Annotated in this window: 14 protein-coding genes; 5 read left to right on the top strand and 9 right to left on the bottom strand. The window is 63.3% G+C overall.

The window, feature by feature from the left end:
• Positions 1-25 precede the first annotated feature (25 nt).
• Positions 26-1,042: a thiamine-phosphate kinase gene (gene thiL / locus CXQ94_RS08180; RefSeq protein WP_104088237.1), complete on the bottom strand. Its 1,017-nt coding sequence runs from the start codon at positions 1,040-1,042 to the stop codon at positions 26-28.
• 177 nt (positions 1,043-1,219) lie between these two features.
• Between thiL and CXQ94_RS08185 the strand changes: the two genes are divergently transcribed.
• From CXQ94_RS08185 to CXQ94_RS08195, 3 genes are all read left to right on the top strand, one after another.
• Positions 1,220-1,462, top strand: a complete 243-nt coding sequence (locus tag CXQ94_RS08185; protein ID WP_104088241.1) for a DUF2630 family protein — start codon at positions 1,220-1,222, stop codon at positions 1,460-1,462.
• Between the two features lie 25 nt (positions 1,463-1,487).
• Positions 1,488-1,853, top strand: coding sequence for a hypothetical protein (locus CXQ94_RS08190; RefSeq protein ID WP_146070254.1), 366 nt, complete (start codon positions 1,488-1,490; stop codon positions 1,851-1,853).
• A gap of 63 nt (positions 1,854-1,916) precedes the next feature.
• Entirely contained in the window at positions 1,917-2,705 is a 789-nt protein-coding gene (locus CXQ94_RS08195) for a GNAT family N-acetyltransferase (RefSeq protein ID WP_146070255.1), read from the top strand.
• 25 nt (positions 2,706-2,730) lie between these two features.
• On the opposite strand, the gene hutU is transcribed toward CXQ94_RS08195, so the two are convergent.
• Positions 2,731-4,410: a urocanate hydratase gene (gene hutU / locus CXQ94_RS08200; RefSeq protein ID WP_104088251.1), complete on the bottom strand. Its 1,680-nt coding sequence runs from the start codon at positions 4,408-4,410 to the stop codon at positions 2,731-2,733.
• A gap of 192 nt (positions 4,411-4,602) precedes the next feature.
• Entirely contained in the window at positions 4,603-5,637 is a 1,035-nt protein-coding gene (locus tag CXQ94_RS08205) for an LCP family protein (protein ID WP_258066854.1), read from the bottom strand.
• Between the two features lie 75 nt (positions 5,638-5,712).
• On the opposite strand from CXQ94_RS08205, the gene CXQ94_RS08210 reads away from it, so the two are divergent.
• Positions 5,713-6,201: a DUF3515 family protein gene (locus tag CXQ94_RS08210; RefSeq protein ID WP_104088257.1), complete on the top strand. Its 489-nt coding sequence runs from the start codon at positions 5,713-5,715 to the stop codon at positions 6,199-6,201.
• A 13-nt stretch (positions 6,202-6,214) separates the two neighbouring features.
• Here the strand turns inward: CXQ94_RS08210 and CXQ94_RS08215 are convergent, their stop codons facing one another.
• From CXQ94_RS08215 to murA, 5 genes are all read right to left on the bottom strand, one after another.
• Positions 6,215-7,357, bottom strand: a complete 1,143-nt coding sequence (locus CXQ94_RS08215) for a class I SAM-dependent methyltransferase (protein ID WP_104088260.1) — start codon at positions 7,355-7,357, stop codon at positions 6,215-6,217.
• A gap of 55 nt (positions 7,358-7,412) precedes the next feature.
• Positions 7,413-8,549: a D-alanine--D-alanine ligase family protein gene (locus CXQ94_RS08220; protein WP_258066855.1), complete on the bottom strand. Its 1,137-nt coding sequence runs from the start codon at positions 8,547-8,549 to the stop codon at positions 7,413-7,415.
• Between the two features lie 3 nt (positions 8,550-8,552).
• A complete protein-coding gene (locus CXQ94_RS08225; protein ID WP_104088263.1) occupies positions 8,553-9,590 on the bottom strand; it encodes an NAD(P)H-dependent glycerol-3-phosphate dehydrogenase in 1,038 nt (345 codons plus the stop codon).
• Positions 9,587-10,390 (bottom strand): 1-acyl-sn-glycerol-3-phosphate acyltransferase, encoded by an 804-nt coding sequence (locus CXQ94_RS08230; protein ID WP_104088542.1) that lies wholly within the window; start codon positions 10,388-10,390, stop codon positions 9,587-9,589. The genes CXQ94_RS08225 and CXQ94_RS08230 overlap by 4 nt, the downstream gene beginning before the upstream one ends.
• An 86-nt stretch (positions 10,391-10,476) precedes the next feature.
• Entirely contained in the window at positions 10,477-11,814 is a 1,338-nt protein-coding gene (gene murA, locus CXQ94_RS08235; RefSeq protein WP_104088265.1) for a UDP-N-acetylglucosamine 1-carboxyvinyltransferase, read from the bottom strand.
• A 397-nt stretch (positions 11,815-12,211) separates the two neighbouring features.
• Here murA and CXQ94_RS08240 point away from each other — a divergent pair, with 397 nt between their 5' ends.
• Entirely contained in the window at positions 12,212-12,544 is a 333-nt protein-coding gene (locus CXQ94_RS08240) for a hypothetical protein (protein ID WP_104088268.1), read from the top strand.
• Between the two features lie 21 nt (positions 12,545-12,565).
• Here the strand turns inward: CXQ94_RS08240 and CXQ94_RS08245 are convergent, their stop codons facing one another.
• Entirely contained in the window at positions 12,566-16,489 is a 3,924-nt protein-coding gene (locus CXQ94_RS08245) for an ABC transporter ATP-binding protein (protein ID WP_104088271.1), read from the bottom strand.

Below are 16,489 nucleotides of genomic sequence, written 5' to 3' on the forward strand. Positions count from 1 at the left end.
AATGACGGGGGCAGTTGCCGCAATCTTAGACTGCAAAATGATCCCATCCCACAGCGCCTGTTACGACGCTTCGTAAGTTCTGTCCGCCCACGGTGACAGCCGGTTGATTGGCTTGTGCAGACACTACTGAGCCTATCCTAATGAAACCGGCAGGGAGTGTAGCGGCAGCAGGGAATGTGGCTAGAATTCCGTGATCCTCTCCGCCTGTCAGCACCCATTGCAGCGGGTCCGCCCCCAATGCTTGGGCACAATCGGCAAGTGTGCTGGCTTGTTTGGCAAGCACGTCGGCGTCCAGGTCCAGGCTGGTGCCGCTGGCTGCGGCCATGCGTGCTGCGTCGCGCAGCAGCCCATCTGAAATGTCCATCATGGCAGTGGCTCCGGCGAGTGCTCCGGCCGGTCCGGCGGCCAGGGGCGGCCAGGGCCTGTTGAAGTGGTCTGCGGCCCTCCGGTCGGCCTGCGTGTACAGCTCCGGGGTCTTCGTGCTTTCCTGCAGCGCCCAACCGGCGGCGGACATGCCAAGATGGCCGGCCACCGCAAGCTGGTCTCCGGGGCGGGCGCCGCTGCGAAGCACCGCTTCACGCCCCTCCAGGGATCCTGTGACAGCAACGGTGACAACAAGTTCCGAACCGGCGGAGAGGTCCCCTCCGGCAATGGAACAGGCGCCTGCACCGAGAGCAACGATCGCCGCACTCAAGCCGTCTGACAGGCCCTCAACCCAGTCAACCGGCGTCGTGCCCGGAAGGGTGAGGCTGACCACCATGGCGGTCGCGACCGCTCCCATGGCGTTGATGTCGCTGAGGTTAGCAGCGGCCGCCTTCCACCCCACATCAAAGCCGGTGGTGGCGTAGCCGTTGGGCCAGCGCAGGCGAAAGTCCTTGTCTTGGACCTGGGTGTCGATGGAGATGACCGTGCGGCCGTCCGGGGCTCCGATGATGGCGCAGTCATCGCCCGGACCCAGCAGCATGGAGGAACCCGCGTGAAGACGCGGAAAAATCCGTTCCAGGAGCTCGGATTCGGAGAGTTGGTCCACAGTGAGGGTCATGCTTTAACCGTAACTGCTGGGTGGGACATTGGAGGCAGCCCGCGGTTTGGGTGGGCTGAGTGTAGTTCCTGGGCCGGGACAGAAGGTGTCCGCAAGGTCCTCGCCGTCGGGGAGAATCGGCACTAACCTGAGGTGGACAGTGAAGGTATGCCGGGGGCAGAGCGAAGGAGAGCAGAAATGGACGACAACCAGATGCACCAGCAGATTCAGGAGTTGGTCAACGAGGAACGGGAATTGCGCGAGTCAACCGCAGACCAGTCTCAACTGCCTGCCCGCGCCGCGAAGTTGCAAGCCATCGAAGTCCAGCTGGATCAGTGCTGGGATCTGCTGCGCCAACGTCAGGCCAGAGTCCATGCAGGTGAGAATCCCAACGATGCGAAGCTACGCTCGGCAAGTGAAGTTGAGGGATACCGGCAGTAGGCGGAGCCGGTGGTAATCTCCTGGCATGATGAGTTCACCGCGGCGCTACACCATGAATTACAACTGGGTATGGGGACCTGACAACCCTGTGCTGGACAAGGCGGCAAGCCTGTCCATGACCTTGCGCGATGCGGATCCCGGTCACCTGGCGGCGCTTCTGACTACCTGGCTTGATGGGTTGAGTTTCAGTCCCGAGAGTGACCACTACTTCTGGGGCGGCTGGAGTGTGCGGATTGTTGACCACCATGGAGGCTCCGCCGAGCTGGTTTTCACCTCGGGTGGTCAGGACGTGGCGGAGTCATTGGGCGACGGCGTTGACTCGTTCTACGAGCAGGTGCTCCACCCGCTGTCCACGGCTTCTGTGGTGTGGACCGAGTTGCCGCTGAACTAGACCACGGCAGCGGGTGGTGCCGGTCACTTGCCCCGCCCGGGGACAGCTGGGAAACTGATGCCAATGACTACCAATGAGCTCTACCTTCAGGCCTATGACGAACAACTCCGCACCGACGCCGAAACACCCAGCGCGCTGAGTGTGACCCGTTGGGGTCCCCTGCGCCTAGCCACGTTCGCGGGCGGGCTTGGCTTCATCACGTACAGGGATCTGGGTGGAGCCGTGGCCGCGGATATGCCGGGGCTGGTGTCCGCCGCCCTGGCCCACTACGGCACAGACCCAGAGATCGACAAGGTTGAGTGGAAGGTCCGCCTGCACGATGCCTCGCCGGGGCTGCCCGAAGCCCTTGTGGCCCACGGATTCGCCCCCGAAGAGGCCGAATCCATCATGGTGGGCCCCCTCGGTGGCCTGTGCACCAACGCTCCCACCCCCGACGGCTTCCGGCTGCGGACAGTCACCACCGAGGCTGACGTGCGAGCCATGAGCGCCATGGCCGACGAGGCTTTCGGTGAGGCAACGGACACCCGCCAGGCCGATGCCCTACTGGCCCGCCTGGCCCGTAACGACGGCATGGAGCTCTGGGTGGCCGAAACAGACGGCCGGATGGTCAGCTGCGGCCGGCTTGAGCCCGTGCATGGCAGCGACTTCGCGGGCATTTGGGGCGGTGCCACCCTCGAGGCATATCGGGGCCGCGGCATCTACCGGGCCCTGACAGCCGCGCGGGCTCGCTCCGCAATGGCGCAGGGCAAGACACTCGTCCACAGCGACTCCTCCGAGTTTTCCCGCCCCATCCTTGAACGATCGGGCCTGCTGAAAGTCTCCACCACGATTCCGTATTACTGGAGGAAGTAACACCCCACCCGGCTCGCGCCGGGGTCTACTGCTCCTGCATCGGGATGCGCACGCCGCGTTCGACGGCGACGTCGAGTGCACGCTCGTAGCCGGCGTCGGCGTGGCGGATGACGCCCATGCCTGGGTCGTTGGTGAGTAGACGGGCCAGCTTCTCCGCCGCCAGCGGCGTGCCGTCGGCAACGGAAACCTGGCCGGCATGGATAGAACGGCCGATTCCCACGCCGCCGCCGTGGTGGATGGACACCCAGGTAGCGCCGGAGGCCGTGTTCAGCATGGCGTTCAGCAGCGGCCAGTCCGCGATGGCGTCCGAGCCGTCCTTCATGGATTCGGTCTCGCGGTACGGGGAGGCCACGGAACCGGAGTCCAAGTGGTCTCGACCGATCACGATCGGGGCCTTGACCTTGCCGTCGGCCACCAGCTGGTTGAACAGCACGCCGGCCTTGGCGCGGTCGCCGTAGCCCAGCCAGGCGATGCGCGCTGGCAGACCCTCGAACTCCACATGTTCCTGGGCGGCGTTGATCCAGCGATGCAGGTGCTCATTTTCGGGGAACAGTTCTTTGATGGCTTCGTCGGTGACGCGGATGTCTTCGGGGTCGCCGGAGAGTGCCACCCATCGGAACGGGCCCATGCCTTCGCAAAACAGTGGGCGGATGTAGGCCGGCACAAATCCGGGGAACTCGAAGGCCCTGTTGTAGCCGCCCTTGCGGGCCTCGTCGCGGATGGAGTTGCCGTAGTCAAAGACTTCGGCGCCGGCGTCCTGGAATTCCACCATGGCCTGGACGTGGCGGGCCATGGCGTTCTGTGCTTTCTTGGTGAATCCCTCGGGATCGTTCTCCGCCTCAGCCGCCCACTCCTCGATGGAGAACTCGCTGGGCAGGTAGGAGAGGGGGTCGTGGGCGCTGGTCTGGTCGGTGACGATGTCCACCGTGAACTCGCCTGCGTGGTGGCGGCGCAAGATCTCCGGGAACAGTTCGGCGGCGTTGCCGACGACGCCCACCGACAGCGGGGTCTTGGACGCCTTGGCCTCCAAGACGCGCTCAAGGGCCGCGTCCAAGGAGGGGGCCACCTCGTCGAGGTAGCGTTTCCCGACTCGGCGTTGGAGGCGCTCAGCGGACACGTCAACGATCAAGCAGGCACCCCCGTTGAGGGTGACGGCCAGCGGCTGGGCACCACCCATGCCCCCGCACCCGCCGGTCAATGTCAGGGTTCCGGCAAGGGTGCCGCCGAACCGTTTGGTGGCGATGGCGGCGAAGGTTTCGAACGTGCCCTGAAGGATGCCCTGGGTGCCAATGTAAATCCAGGATCCGGCCGTCATTTGCCCGTACATCATCAGGCCCTCGGCCTCGAGCTTGCGGAATTCGGGCCACGTGGCCCAGTCACCCACCAGGTTGGAATTCGCCAGCAATACCCGGGGAGCCCACACATTGGTGCGGAACACACCCACTGGCTTGCCGGACTGGACCAGGAGAGTCTCGTCGTCCTCGAGCGTCTTCAACGTGGCCACGATCGCGTCGTAGGCTTCCCAGGAACGCGCGGCGCGTCCGGTTCCGCCGTACACCACCAGGTCCTCCGGGCGCTCGGCAACTTCCGGATCAAGGTTGTTCATGAGCATCCGCAACGGCGCCTCGGTCTGCCAGGACTTGGCGGAGAGGGCCGTTCCGCGGTCTGCGCGGATGGAACGGGAAGGATCATGCATCGTCGCCATGGTGGTTTCCTTTGAGCTCGTTGGTGCGTGGGCTGCCACAAGCGTGCCTGAGCACAGGCGAGGCCCCGCAAAAGTTCGTATGCCTTTATCTAAGCCCAGAGCCGATCCATTGTGACCGGCCGCACTGCCTTAGTTGTCTGCGATACCAGATCCAGGAAAATCACCAGAGGTGATCGAGGGGGCTACGGGCACCTATTTCAGCCCCGCACTTGCCAGGTATGATCCCAGGGAATCGGACTTGAGGGCGTCGCCAATAGCCGTGATGGCGGCGTCGTCGCGCAGCACAATGGATTGTCCGTCGGCGCTGGTTCCGGTACCAAGGGTTGGCAGCGTGAAGGCCTTCACATCGGGGCCGCGTACGTCCCGCAGGCTCACGGCAAGTGCACCGATTGTTGCCGCATCCAGCCCCTTGTCGACACTGATATAGGGAGAGACCTTGGTGGCTAGATTCGTTACCTTGATGGGGTTGGTGAGGGTAGCTGGCGTCAGAATAGTGTTCATCACGGATTTGAGGAATATTTGCTGGTTGCGCACGCGCTGGTAGTCGCCGTCCGCGAAGGCGTAGCGTTCGCGCACAAATCCCAGGGCTTGGTCCCCTGTCATCATCTGGGGTCCGGCCGCAAAGGTGTAATTGCCATGGGTGGAGGTGAAGGGAATCGGCACATCCACGCTCACCCCGCCCAGCGCGTCGGTGATCTCCTTGAACCCTTGGAAATCGACCACCGCCACATGGTCAATCCTGTTGTTGAACATGCCTTCAAGTGTTTGGACCACCAACGGCACTCCGCCAAAGGCCATCGCCGCATTGATCTTCGCCTCACCAAAGCCGGGAATATCCACCCAGGTATCTCGCATAATCGACATCATGTAGATGTTTTTCCGGTCGGCGGGGATGTGCACCCACATCATGGTGTCCGAGCGCTGGTCTGAGGGCACTCCTTCTTCGGCCAGGTCAACGGCGTCGCCGCGACTGTCGCTGCCCAGTAGCAAGATGTTCATGGCGTTCGACGCCGGTCCCTCCGTCGGTTTGGCCGGCCGGAGGGTTTCATCGGGAAAGGCATGCTCGATTTTTTGCGTCTTCGTGTCATAGCTGTTGGCAAGATTAAAGATGAACGCGCCACTGGCCACTAAGGCGATGAGGAAAATGCCCAGGAACGTCAGTAAAACGTTGCGGCGAATCGTCCTTGTGCGCCTGGCCGGCTGCCCCGTGTCGATATCTTCGCTCATGGTCGTCATCCTCCCACGCATCGATAGGCGTTTCCAAGAGGTAGAAGCACCAAGGATTGAGGATAGGCTGGAACCATGCGTTTGAAATCTTTGTCCTGGCGGATCACTGCGCCAATGGCTGCTCTTACCCTTGTTGTTTTGACCGGCTGCGCCCCGTCCGTGGAAGTCTCGGCCGCAGAAGATTCCAACAATCCTGCCTGTGCGCCGATGATGGTGGCCCTTCCGGACACCTTGGCCGACGCACCGAAACGGACCACCACCAGCCAGGCAACGGCAGCCTGGGGTGATCCTTCACTTTTGGTCCTGCGGTGCGGGGTACCTGTTCCGGGCCCCACCACTGACAGCTGCGTGAGTGTGAACGGCGTGGACTGGGTCATCAAGGAAGGCGACCCCGCCTGGACGCTAACCACCTATGGCCGCAACCCGGCCACCGAGATCGTCTTTGACCCGAAGAAGATCGCTTCCAGTTCGGTACTGCCCGAACTTGCCAACGCTGCGGCCAAGATCCCCTCAACACGTGAGTGCGTTGGCACGCAGGACGTGCAGCTGCCCGCCAGCAAATAACTTCCGGGCGGGACTAGCCGCCCAGGCCCAGCGCCCAAAGCGACGTGACTTCGCGCGAGCGTGCATCAAAGAACGGGTCGCTGCGGTCCATGGAACGCGGGTGCTTAGCCGCGGTGTCCCACTTTTGCAGCACCACCAGCCCTGCGGCGCCGATCCAGTCCAACAACTCCTCACGGCTGCGCAACCCCAGGTGCTCGGCCAAGTCGGAAATGATCAGCCAGCCCTCTCCCCCGGGTTCCAGGTGCCGGGGCAGCCCCGCAAGGAACGCCTTGAGCATGCGGCTCTTGGGATCATAGATGGCGTTATCCAGCAGAGTGTGAGGTGTGCCAGGCAGCCACGGCGGGTTGCACACGATCAATGGTGCCCGGCCATCGGGGAACATGTCTGTCAGCACAGGCTCAACGTTCTGCCCCAAGCCGAGGGCGGCGACGTTTTCCCGGGCACAGGCAATGGCCCGCGGCTCGCTGTCAGTTGCTACAACCCGCTGCACACCCCGCTGGGCCAGGATTGCCGCCAGCACGCCTGTGCCGGTCCCGATGTCAAAGGCAAGCGCTGCGGACGGCAGCGGGGCTTGGGCCACCAGGTCCAAATATTCGCTGCGGATCGGGGCAAAAGTACCGTAATGAGGGTAAATTTTGGCGTCAAGGGCGTCCACAAAGAGTCCGTTCTTGCGCCATTCCCACGCACCAATGGCACCGAGGACGTCTTGCAAAGGCGCCACCTCCGGCTCCTGAACATCCCCGGCTGCGGCCAGCCAGGCCTCGGAGATATCCGGGGCACGCCGGAGGGCGACGCCCGGCCCGGCCTCCAGCGGAACCAGTAGCAATCCCAGAATCCGGGCACGCTGCGACCGGGCCTGGCGGTAGCGGTAGAAGGCGTCCGCAACGTTTTCGCCGTCGCGCTTCTTGCCGGCAGGCGTTCGCCGAGCCATGGCCGAAAGCAGCTGGCGGGCGTTGTGATAATCGCCACCCCACAGCATGGCCTTGCCTTGGGCGGCAAGCCGGTAGGCGTCGTCGGCGGTCAGGGAGTCATCGACCAGCACCACGTTTTTGGGTGCCGGGGAACCGTTGATCGAGCGCCAGCGGGCGCTGTGCTCCTGACCATCCTGAATCCAGCTGATGACCGGTGCAGCATTGGCGCCTAAATCGGTGCTCATAAAGTGATTGCTCCTGGCATTGGCTGCGATGGATGAAAGTGAAAGAAAATCCGCGCTAGCGCAGGCCGGTCTTTCGGCTAAGTGCCAGCTGTAGGAGCTCGTCGATCAAGTCCGGGTAGGACAGTCCCGACGCGGCCCACATCTGGGGGTACATGGAGCTGGGCGTAAAGCCGGGCATGGTGTTGATTTCGTTGATGATCAGCTCACCGTCGGCTGTGTAGAAGAAGTCCACCCGGGAGAGGCCTTCCGCTCCGACGGCGTCGAACGCCAGGGCCGCCTGTTCACGGACTCGGGCAATGTCTACCTCGGGCATGTCCGCCGGGCAGCTGAGGTTGACGGCGTCGCCCTGAACGTATTTGGCTTCAAAATCGTAGAAGTCATGGTGGGCTCCGTCCATCATGGTGACCTCGCCGGGTTGGGAAACGCGGGGGGCTTCGCTTCCCCGGCCTTCCAGGACGGCGCATTCAATTTCCCGGCCCACAATGCCGGCCTCAATGACAAGCTTCAGGTCATGCACGCGAGCTTCCGCGATGGCAGCATCCAAGCCTTCTGGGGTGTCCACCTTGGAAATGCCCATGGAGGACCCGGCACGGGCCGGTTTCACAAAGACGGGGAACCCTAAGGCTGACACACGTTCACGAACGCGTCCTGGGTTAACGGTCCACTCGCGGTCGGTGACGGCAATGTAAGGGCCCACAGACAGTCCGGCGGCCTCAAAAACCACCTTCATGAAGTGTTTGTCCATGCCGATTGCCGATGCCAAAACACCGGCGCCAACGTAGCGGGTGTCGGAAAGTTCCAGCAGACCCTGGATGGTTCCGTCCTCGCCCCACGGTCCGTGCAACAACGGGAAAACCACATCCACGCGGCCCAATTCCTGAGGAACGTTGGCCGGTTCCGATACCACCAGCTGATGTCCGCCGCCCCAGTGTTCCAGCGAAACGCTTTTCGCCCCGGCGGTGACCTCCGGCAACGATCCGCCCTTCAGGGACCAGCTAGAAACGTCGTCCCCAGCCAGCACCCACTGGCCATTCTTAGCGATGCCGATGGGAACGACGTCGTACTTACTCCTGTCAATGGCACCCAAAACGCCTGCGGCGGTGACGCAACTGACGGCGTGCTCGCTGGAGCGCCCACCAAACAAAATGGCGACGCGGATGGGCGCAGTTGTGGCGGGGGAATCAGTAGTCACGCGTTAGTCGCCTTCGGATTTTAGTTCGCGGGCCAGCAGCAGCGGCCCCAGATCATCGACAGTCAGTTTACCTTCAAGCACACCCACCACGGCATTGGTGATCGGCATATCAACCCCGACCTTTGCCGCCAGGTCGGAGACTGCACGGCCGGACTTGATGCCCTCGGCGGTCTGCGTCATGCGGTTGTTAACCTCGTCCAGTGTGAGCCCCTCACCGAGCATGCGCCCGGCGGTGTGATTGCGGCTCAGGGACGACGAACAGGTGGCCACCAGGTCACCCAGCCCGGCCAACCCGGCCATGGTCTCGGCCTTACCACCCAGGGCAAGCGCGAGTCGCGTGGTCTCGGCCAGGCCACGGGTGATGACCGACGCCTTGGTGTTGTCGCCCACTTTCTGGCCCTCACAAATGCCTACGCACAGGGCGATGACGTTCTTGACGATGCCACCGATCTCCACACCCACCACGTCATCGACGGTATAGGGCCGGAAGTAGCGTGGCTTGCAGACATTCGCCACCCACTTGGCGGTGTTTTCATCCGCACACGCCACCACGGAGGCGGTGGGCTCCTGCCGCGCAATCTCCATGGCCAGGTTGGGTCCAGACACCACCACCACACGGTTCGGAGTCAGGCCAAGTTCTGCCTCGATGACCTGGGACATGCGCTGGTCGGTACCCAGTTCCAGGCCCTTCATCAAACTCACCACGACGGCGTCAGCGGCCAGATGCCCGGCCAACCCCCGCAGTTGCTCCCGCAAGGTCTGGGCGGGAACAGCCAGCACCACCAAGGTGGCATCGGCTAGGACCTCCTGGACATCCGTTGAGGCGCTGATGTTGGCGGGAAGTTCGGTGGTAGAGAGGTATCGCGGATTGCGGTGGTGGAGGTTGATCTGATCCACCACTTCCTGGCGCCGGCCCCACAACACGATCTTGCGATCGGTGCCAACGGCGGCATCGCCGAGGACCTTGGCGAACGTGGTTCCCCAGCTGCCAGCGCCCAGGACCGCGATCTTGGCCGGCGCAATGCCATCCACATAGCTCACTGGGGGTCACCCGTTTCTGTTGTGCCGACGTCGTTCTTGAGCTCTTGGGGCTTCTTCCCTTGGGAACCGCGCTCCTCAAACCTGCCATGGGTCGACTGGTGGTGAGCTGCGGGATCCCAGCGCTCGGCCGGGGCCTTCTCCCCGCGCAAGGTCTCAAGCAGCGCTGTGAGGTCCTTCATGATGACCTCGGTCATGGCTTCCAAAGTGGCCTTGTCGCCTTGCCTGCCTGCAAAGGCGCTGAGATCCACGGGGTCTCCGACTAGCACATGCACTTTTTTGCGCGGAAAAATCTTGAAACTCTTGGCGTAGCGCGGAAACACTTCCTGGGCACCCCAATGGGCCACGGGAATGACCTTGACCCCGGTCTTCAAGGCAAGCCGGGCAGCCCCCGTGCGGCCCTTCATGGGCCACAGGTCCGGGTCCCGTGTCAACGTCCCTTCGGGGTAGATGACCACCGCGCCGCCGTCGTCCAAGACCTCGCGGGCGGCGATCAGGGACTTGCCTGCACCGGCACCGCTTCGCTCTACAGGAATTTGCCGGGCACTCTTCAAGGCCCAGCCCACCACGGGGGTGCGGAACAGGCTTTCCTTGGCCAGGAAGTGCGGCATGATGTTTTGGTTGTAGAGCATGTGGCCCACCACCACCGGGTCAATTTCGGTGCAGTGGTTGGGCACCACGATGAAGCCCTCATGCTTGGGCAGCTTTTCTAGACCGTGCCACTGTTTGCTCAGGACCAGGTTGATCGCCGAACGTGCAATGGCGGCGTCGATGAAGAAGGCAAAGCGGGTGCCAAAACGCAGACGGCGCTTCTTGGCGTTCTGCGGCGCTGCGCCGGGCTCTTCGCCCGAACCGGGTGCCCCACCCTGCTGCTTCTGTGCACCCACCGCTACACCAAGGCCTGGCGGGAGTCGTGGACGTCGAAATCGGCGCCCAGTCCGTCAAGTTTGGCCGTGAATTTCTCATAGCCACGGCTGATGATGTCGATGCCCGTCACGGTGGAGGTCCCCTGGGCGGCCAGGGCCGCGATCATGTGGCTGAAGCCGCCGCGCAAATCCGGGATGTCGATGGTGGTGCCGGTGAGCGGGGTGGAACCGGAGATGACTGCCGAGTGGATGAAGTTCCGCTGGCCGAAGCGGCAAGGAACACTGCCAAGGCATTCGCGGTGAAGCTGAATGCTGGCGCCCATCCGGGTGAGCGCGTCGGTGAAACCAAAACGGTTCTCGTAGACCGTCTCGTGCACAATAGAGACGCCTTCGGCCTGGGTCAGGGCCACCACTAGGGGCTGCTGCCAGTCCGTCATGAAGCCAGGGTGTACATCGGTCTCCAACACCAGCGGCTTCAGGTCCCCGCCCTTGTGGTAGAAACGGATGCCGTCGTCGTGAATGTCCATGCCGCCGCCGATCTTGCGGAAGGTGTTCACGAACGTCATCATGTCCCGCTGGCTGGCACCCTCAACGTAAATGTCACCACCGGTGACCAGTGCTGCCGATGCCCAGGACGCGGATTCGTTGCGGTCGGGCAGGGCCGTGTGGTCGTAGCCGCTGAGTTCCTTAACGCCCTCGATGCGGATGGTTCTGTCGGTTTGCACCGAGATGATGGCGCCCATTTTTTGCAGAATCGCGATGAGGTCAATGATTTCCGGCTCCGTGGCGGCACCGCTGAGCTCGGTGATACCTTCGGCCCGGGTGGCGGAGAGCAGCACCTGTTCGGTGGCTCCAACGCTGGGATACGGCAGGCTGATCTTGGTGCCCTTGAGGCCGTTGGGCGCGGAAATGAGGATGCCGCCGCCGGTTTTGTCCACCACGGCACCAAATTTACGGAGCACCTCAAGGTGGTAGTCGATAGGGCGGTCACCAATTTTGCAGCCGCCAAGGTCCGGGATAAAAGCGTGGCCAATGGAATGGATGAGCGGTCCGCAGAGCAGGATGGGGATGCGGGAATCGCCGGCATGCGTGTTGATTTCCGAGCTGGATGCCGTCTTGGCATTGGCCGGGTCCAGTGTCAGATCGCCCGTGAGGGAGTCCTTCTCCACCGTGACGCCGTGGAGCTGCAACAACGACGTGACAACCTCCACGTCCTTGATCTCCGGGACATTGCGCAAAGTGGAGGGCGCATTGCCCAACAATGCCGCCACCATGGCCTTGGGAACTAAGTTCTTAGCACCGCGTACCTGGACGCGCCCCTTAAGTGGGACACCTCCACGGACCGTCAGAATCCTGCTCATCTTCACCTAATCCTTCGTTCCACCACCGGCCGCCGAATCTTCGCCGAGCCTCAGACAAGCATAGTTTCTCCCCTCTCGATGCCGAAATGGCGGTTCCCATACCGGCGCCACCGCAGGGTAGCAAAGGCTGGGGTGGCGCGGAAGGAGGGCCCGGCGTCGCGGTTGGGCTGGGGATTTAGAAACGGACCTTTGCGGCCGATATTTCGGCCTCGACTCACCACTTCGGCCTCCGGATCCAGGGGCGACGTCGGTCCACTAAGGGTTCCTGCCCCCTCCACAGCGCCCGGGGCTGGCCGGTCTATCCACAATGGGTGCCAGCGTCCCAGCGCACCCTGGCCAAACGCTGCACCATGGAGCCATGACCATGTTAGATTTGCCACCCTGACACAAACACCGCATGCAAATCCAAGCAGTGCATGAGCTGGCTGTGGGGCAAGCCGTATTTGCCAGGGAATCCGCGGCCGAGATCATGGGGTTGCCGGTCATCGGCTTTCCGGACTTTGAATGGAAAGAATTCAAAGTTCTTGGCGAATTCGATGGCTTCGAGAAATACTCTGCTCAGCGCTTCCTCAAGGGCAAAACACCGTCCCAGGTGGTGGTTGAGGAGAAGCGGTGGGAGGACCGGCTGCGAGCGCTGGGCTATACCGTGGTTCGGTGGGTTTGGAGTGACCTGTGGGATCCACGCATCTTGGTGGACATGCTGCACATGGCAGGGTTGCCGTCGGCGTAGCGGCGCCGTCCTTCGCCGTTCTCACCGATTGGTGGCCCCGCCGGATTCAAACACGTCCCACATGGCCGCGTAGGCGCCTCTGCGCGTCAGCAATTCGGCATGGGAGCCGGTCTCCACGATGCGCCCGTTATCGAGCACCACGATCCTGTCCGCTGCCTGGGCTGTTTGCAGGCGGTGCGCGATGACCACCGTGGTACGGCCGTTGGCCAGTTGATGCATGGCGGCGGTGACCTTGGCCTCGGTGGCGAGGTCAAGGTTGGCTGTGGCCTCATCCAGCAGCAGGATGGCGGGGTTCACCAGTTCGGCCCGCGCCAGGGCGATGAGCTGGCGCTGCCCGGCGGACAGCGACCGGCCGCGTTCGGACAGCTCATGCCGGTAGCCGCCGTCGAGCGTGGCAATGAAGTCGTGGGCACCCACGGCGCGGGCGGCAGCTTCCACCGTGGCGTCGTCGGATTCGGGCCGCCCGTAGGCGATATTTTCTCGGATGGAACCCGTGAATAGGAACGCCTCCTGCGGGACATAGCCCAGCTGGCGTCGGTACCCGGTGAGGTCCAGCCCGCGGAGGTCATCCCCGTCCGCACGGACACTTCCGGTGTCCGGGTCGTAGAAGCGGATCAACAGTTTCATCACAGTGGACTTGCCGGCCCCCGTCTCACCCACCAGCGCCACGGTCTCCCCCGGAGCGATCCGCAGTTCGAGTCCGCGGATGGCCTCGGGCGGTTTCTGCATGCCGACGTAGTCGGGCCCAAGTGTCCTAGGGTCCGCAGGACCGCGGAGGACCGGCCTGCCACTGTGGTGGATCGGCTCGGTGGGATAGCTGAAGTGAACCCCGTCGAGGACCAGTTCACCGCTGAGCCGGCCCGGGGTCGCGGCCGCTGCTGCGTTCGGTGTCAACGTTTCGGTCCGCATAAGGTCGCCTATTCGCAGCACCGACACCCGGGTCTGCTGCCAGGCGTCGAATACCTGGGACAGTTGCTGAATAGGCGAGAAGAACATGTCGATGTAGAGCAGGAACGCGATCAAAGCGCCGGTGCTCAACGCTCCCCCGGTAACCATCCCGGCACCTACTCCAAGCACGATGGCGTCGGCGCCGTCGGCCAGAAACGCCACGAAGGGGAAATAGATTGCCACCAGGCGCTGGGCGGCCATGCGGGAGTTCAGGTAGCGGCGCCCAAACCCGCGGAATCGGTCAATGGTGATGGCCTCGTGAACGAACGCCTGGGACTCGCGCACACCTGCCAGGCTCTCCTGGAAGTCGGCATTGACGACGGCGATGCGCTCACGAGATTGGTCGTAGAGTTTCGCGGCACGGTGCCGGAACATCACTGTGCCAATGGCCAGCGGGACGACGACAATAAAAACGCACAGTGCCAGCTCCGCGTTGAAGATGACAAGGGCGGTGCCGACGCCGGCGAATGTCACGAATGCGACCAGGGCCGATAGCAGGCCGTTTTCGATCAGGGACTCGAACTGGTCTACGTCGGTGGTCATCCGGGTCATGATGCGCCCGGCCATTTCGCGCTCGTAGTAGTCAAGCGAGAGGCGCTGGAGCTGGGCCCAGATCCGGATCCGCAGGGAGAGCATGATCCGTTGCGCGGTCCTACCGGTGACGAAGGTTTCGCCGATCTCGATGAAGAGATCTGCAAGTGTGGCAACGAGGTAAATCCCCGAGGCAAGAAACAGGACCGACTCCAGACCCTCGCTGACGCCCTGGTCGATGCCCGTGCGCACCAAGACCGGTCCTATCAGGGATGCCCCGGCGTCTAGGACCACCAGTACTAGCCCCAGCAGGAGCGGGCGGCGGAATTCACCCAGCAGGGCCCACAAGCTGAAGCTCTTGTTGGGCCTGGTTTCCTTACTCAAGTCAACGGCCGCCGTGTCCCGCACGGGGCGCAAGGCGGCCACCCGGGCCAACAGTTCTGGGGTGGGAGCCAGATTTTGGCGCCAGCCGCCACCACCGCCACGTCCTAAACCGCCGCCCAGGCTGGGTGCGCCGATGGCGGGTGCCGCACCCGGGCTCGCCGACGCTTCCCGCGGATGCCCCCAGGCTGAGGCGGTAGTTCCCGAAGTGGGGCTAGGTCCGGCGTTTGCCTTCCGGCGCGCCGCGTAGGCGGCGATCTCCTCCAAGGCGGCTCCCTCCGACGGCGGCGCGTCGTCGGCGTCGAACCCTGTCAGTAGGGAGCGGTAGATTGCACTTGTTAGCAGCAACCGCTCGTGCGTGCCGGTCGCCACGATCTTGCCGCCGTCGAAGACGATGATCCGGTCCGCCAGGTGAAGGGAGGAGAGCCGATGGGCCACCAGGAGCGTAGTCCGCCCACGCGTGGCCTCGCGCAGGCCCACATGAATGGCTTCCTCCGTCCTGGCATCCACTGCGCTTGTCGCATCGTCGAGGACCAGTATCCGGGGCTGGGCCACTATGGCCCGGGCCAGGGCTATCCGCTGGCGTTGTCCGCCGGAAAGGTTCAGCCCGCGCTCGCCGACCATGGTGTCGTACCCGGCGGGCAGCCCCAGGACAAAGTCGTGAGCCTGGCTGATCCGGGCCGCCGCCTCGATCTGCTCGTCGGTGGCTTCTGGACAGCCGTAGGCGATGTTGGCGCGCACAGTGTCGGAGAAGAGGAAACTATCCTCAAAAACGGAACCGATCCGGCGGCGCAAGGAGGCTAGGGCAAGGTCGCGGATATCGTGCCCGTCAACCAGCACCGCACCTTCTTGGGGGTCGTAGAACCGTGACACCAACAGGGTGGCGGTTGATTTGCCGCTGCCGCTGGGGCCCACCAGCGCCACGCGTTCCCCTGCGGCGATATGGAAACTGACCCCATCGAGCACTCTCGTGCCACCGGATGCGCCCGCGTAGGCGAACCGCACATTGCGAAACTCAATGTCACCGTCGACATCGGCCAGCTCCAGCGCATTGGGGGCGTCGGCGATTGCCGGTTTGAGGTCAAGGAGTTGGAAGATCCGTTCCAGCCCGGCACGTGCCTGCTGCCCAATAGTGAGCAGGCCGGCCAATTGTCTCGCCGGGGCCATCAGTGCCGCGACGTATGTGGAGAAAGCGAGGAAAGTGCCAAGGGTGATCGCCTGGTGCAGGACCAGGTAACCGCCGACGGCGAGCACCGCAACCTGCCCCAGCGACGGGATAGCTTGCAGCAGCGGCTGGTAGCGAGCTTGCAGGCGGGTGGCCCGCATTTGGGAGCCATACAGTTTGCCCGCCGATTCTGCTATCCGCTCGATCTCGTGCTGCTCCTGCCCAAAGGCCTTGACCACGCGGACACCGTTGACAACCTCGTCAACGATTTGAACCACATCGCCTTCCCGCTGCTGGGCGTCCCAGGTGGCCGGGAAGATCCTCCATCGCATCCGGTAGGAGACAAATAGCAATGCCGGTGCCATGATCAGGCTGATGACTGCCAGCAGAGGTGAAAGATACAGCATGACGGCGATGGACATGACCATCATGAGAATGTTGCCGCTCATGATGGGCAGGAAAGACAGCAGCCCCTGAACGAGCGCCGAATCCGAGTTTGCCCGCGCCACCAGCTGACCGGTGGGCATACTGTCCAGGTTGCCGGCGTCCATGGCCTGCAGGTGCCGGTGCATGTCATTGCGCAGGTCGTACTGCACGGCAAGTGCCACCCGGCCGCCACGGTAGCGACGCAAATAGGAAAACAAGAAGGTCGCAATGCCCAGGAAGATCAGCAAGGCCAGCCATGGCCACAGCGGTGATCTGGGAATCAGGATGACGTTGTCCACGATTTGCCGGGTGACCAGCGGGACGATGGTTTGCGCCGTGCTGCCCAGAATCGCGGCGCCGAAGGACACGAGCATGTCGGCCCGGTGCCGCATCAGGTAGCCCCAAAGGCGCCGGACCCAGCCCCGTTGGGCCCCAGTTCTTCCTTGTTCGGAAGGGGATGCTGTGGCGGGGGTCCGGTCCCTGAGCTGCGTCAT

Source organism: Arthrobacter sp. GMC3 (assembly GCF_002929305.1).
Taxonomy (GTDB): domain Bacteria; phylum Actinomycetota; class Actinomycetes; order Actinomycetales; family Micrococcaceae; genus Specibacter.

Coding starts and splice junctions, on each gene's coding strand:
- CXQ94_RS08245 (WP_104088271.1), bottom strand. CDS start 16,489: ATGACGCAGCTCAGGGACCGGACCCCCGCCACAGCATCCCCTTCCGAA.
- murA (WP_104088265.1), bottom strand. CDS start 11,814: ATGAGCAGGATTCTGACGGTCCGTGGAGGTGTCCCACTTAAGGGGCGC.
- hutU (WP_104088251.1), bottom strand. CDS start 4,410: ATGGCGACGATGCATGATCCTTCCCGTTCCATCCGCGCAGACCGCGGA.
- CXQ94_RS08195 (WP_146070255.1), top strand. CDS start 1,917: ATGACTACCAATGAGCTCTACCTTCAGGCCTATGACGAACAACTCCGC.
- CXQ94_RS08240 (WP_104088268.1), top strand. CDS start 12,212: ATGCAAATCCAAGCAGTGCATGAGCTGGCTGTGGGGCAAGCCGTATTT.
- CXQ94_RS08190 (WP_146070254.1), top strand. CDS start 1,488: ATGATGAGTTCACCGCGGCGCTACACCATGAATTACAACTGGGTATGG.
- CXQ94_RS08205 (WP_258066854.1), bottom strand. CDS start 5,637: ATGAGCGAAGATATCGACACGGGGCAGCCGGCCAGGCGCACAAGGACG.
- CXQ94_RS08215 (WP_104088260.1), bottom strand. CDS start 7,357: ATGAGCACCGATTTAGGCGCCAATGCTGCACCGGTCATCAGCTGGATT.
- CXQ94_RS08185 (WP_104088241.1), top strand. CDS start 1,220: ATGGACGACAACCAGATGCACCAGCAGATTCAGGAGTTGGTCAACGAG.
- CXQ94_RS08210 (WP_104088257.1), top strand. CDS start 5,713: ATGCGTTTGAAATCTTTGTCCTGGCGGATCACTGCGCCAATGGCTGCT.
- thiL (WP_104088237.1), bottom strand. CDS start 1,042: ATGACCCTCACTGTGGACCAACTCTCCGAATCCGAGCTCCTGGAACGG.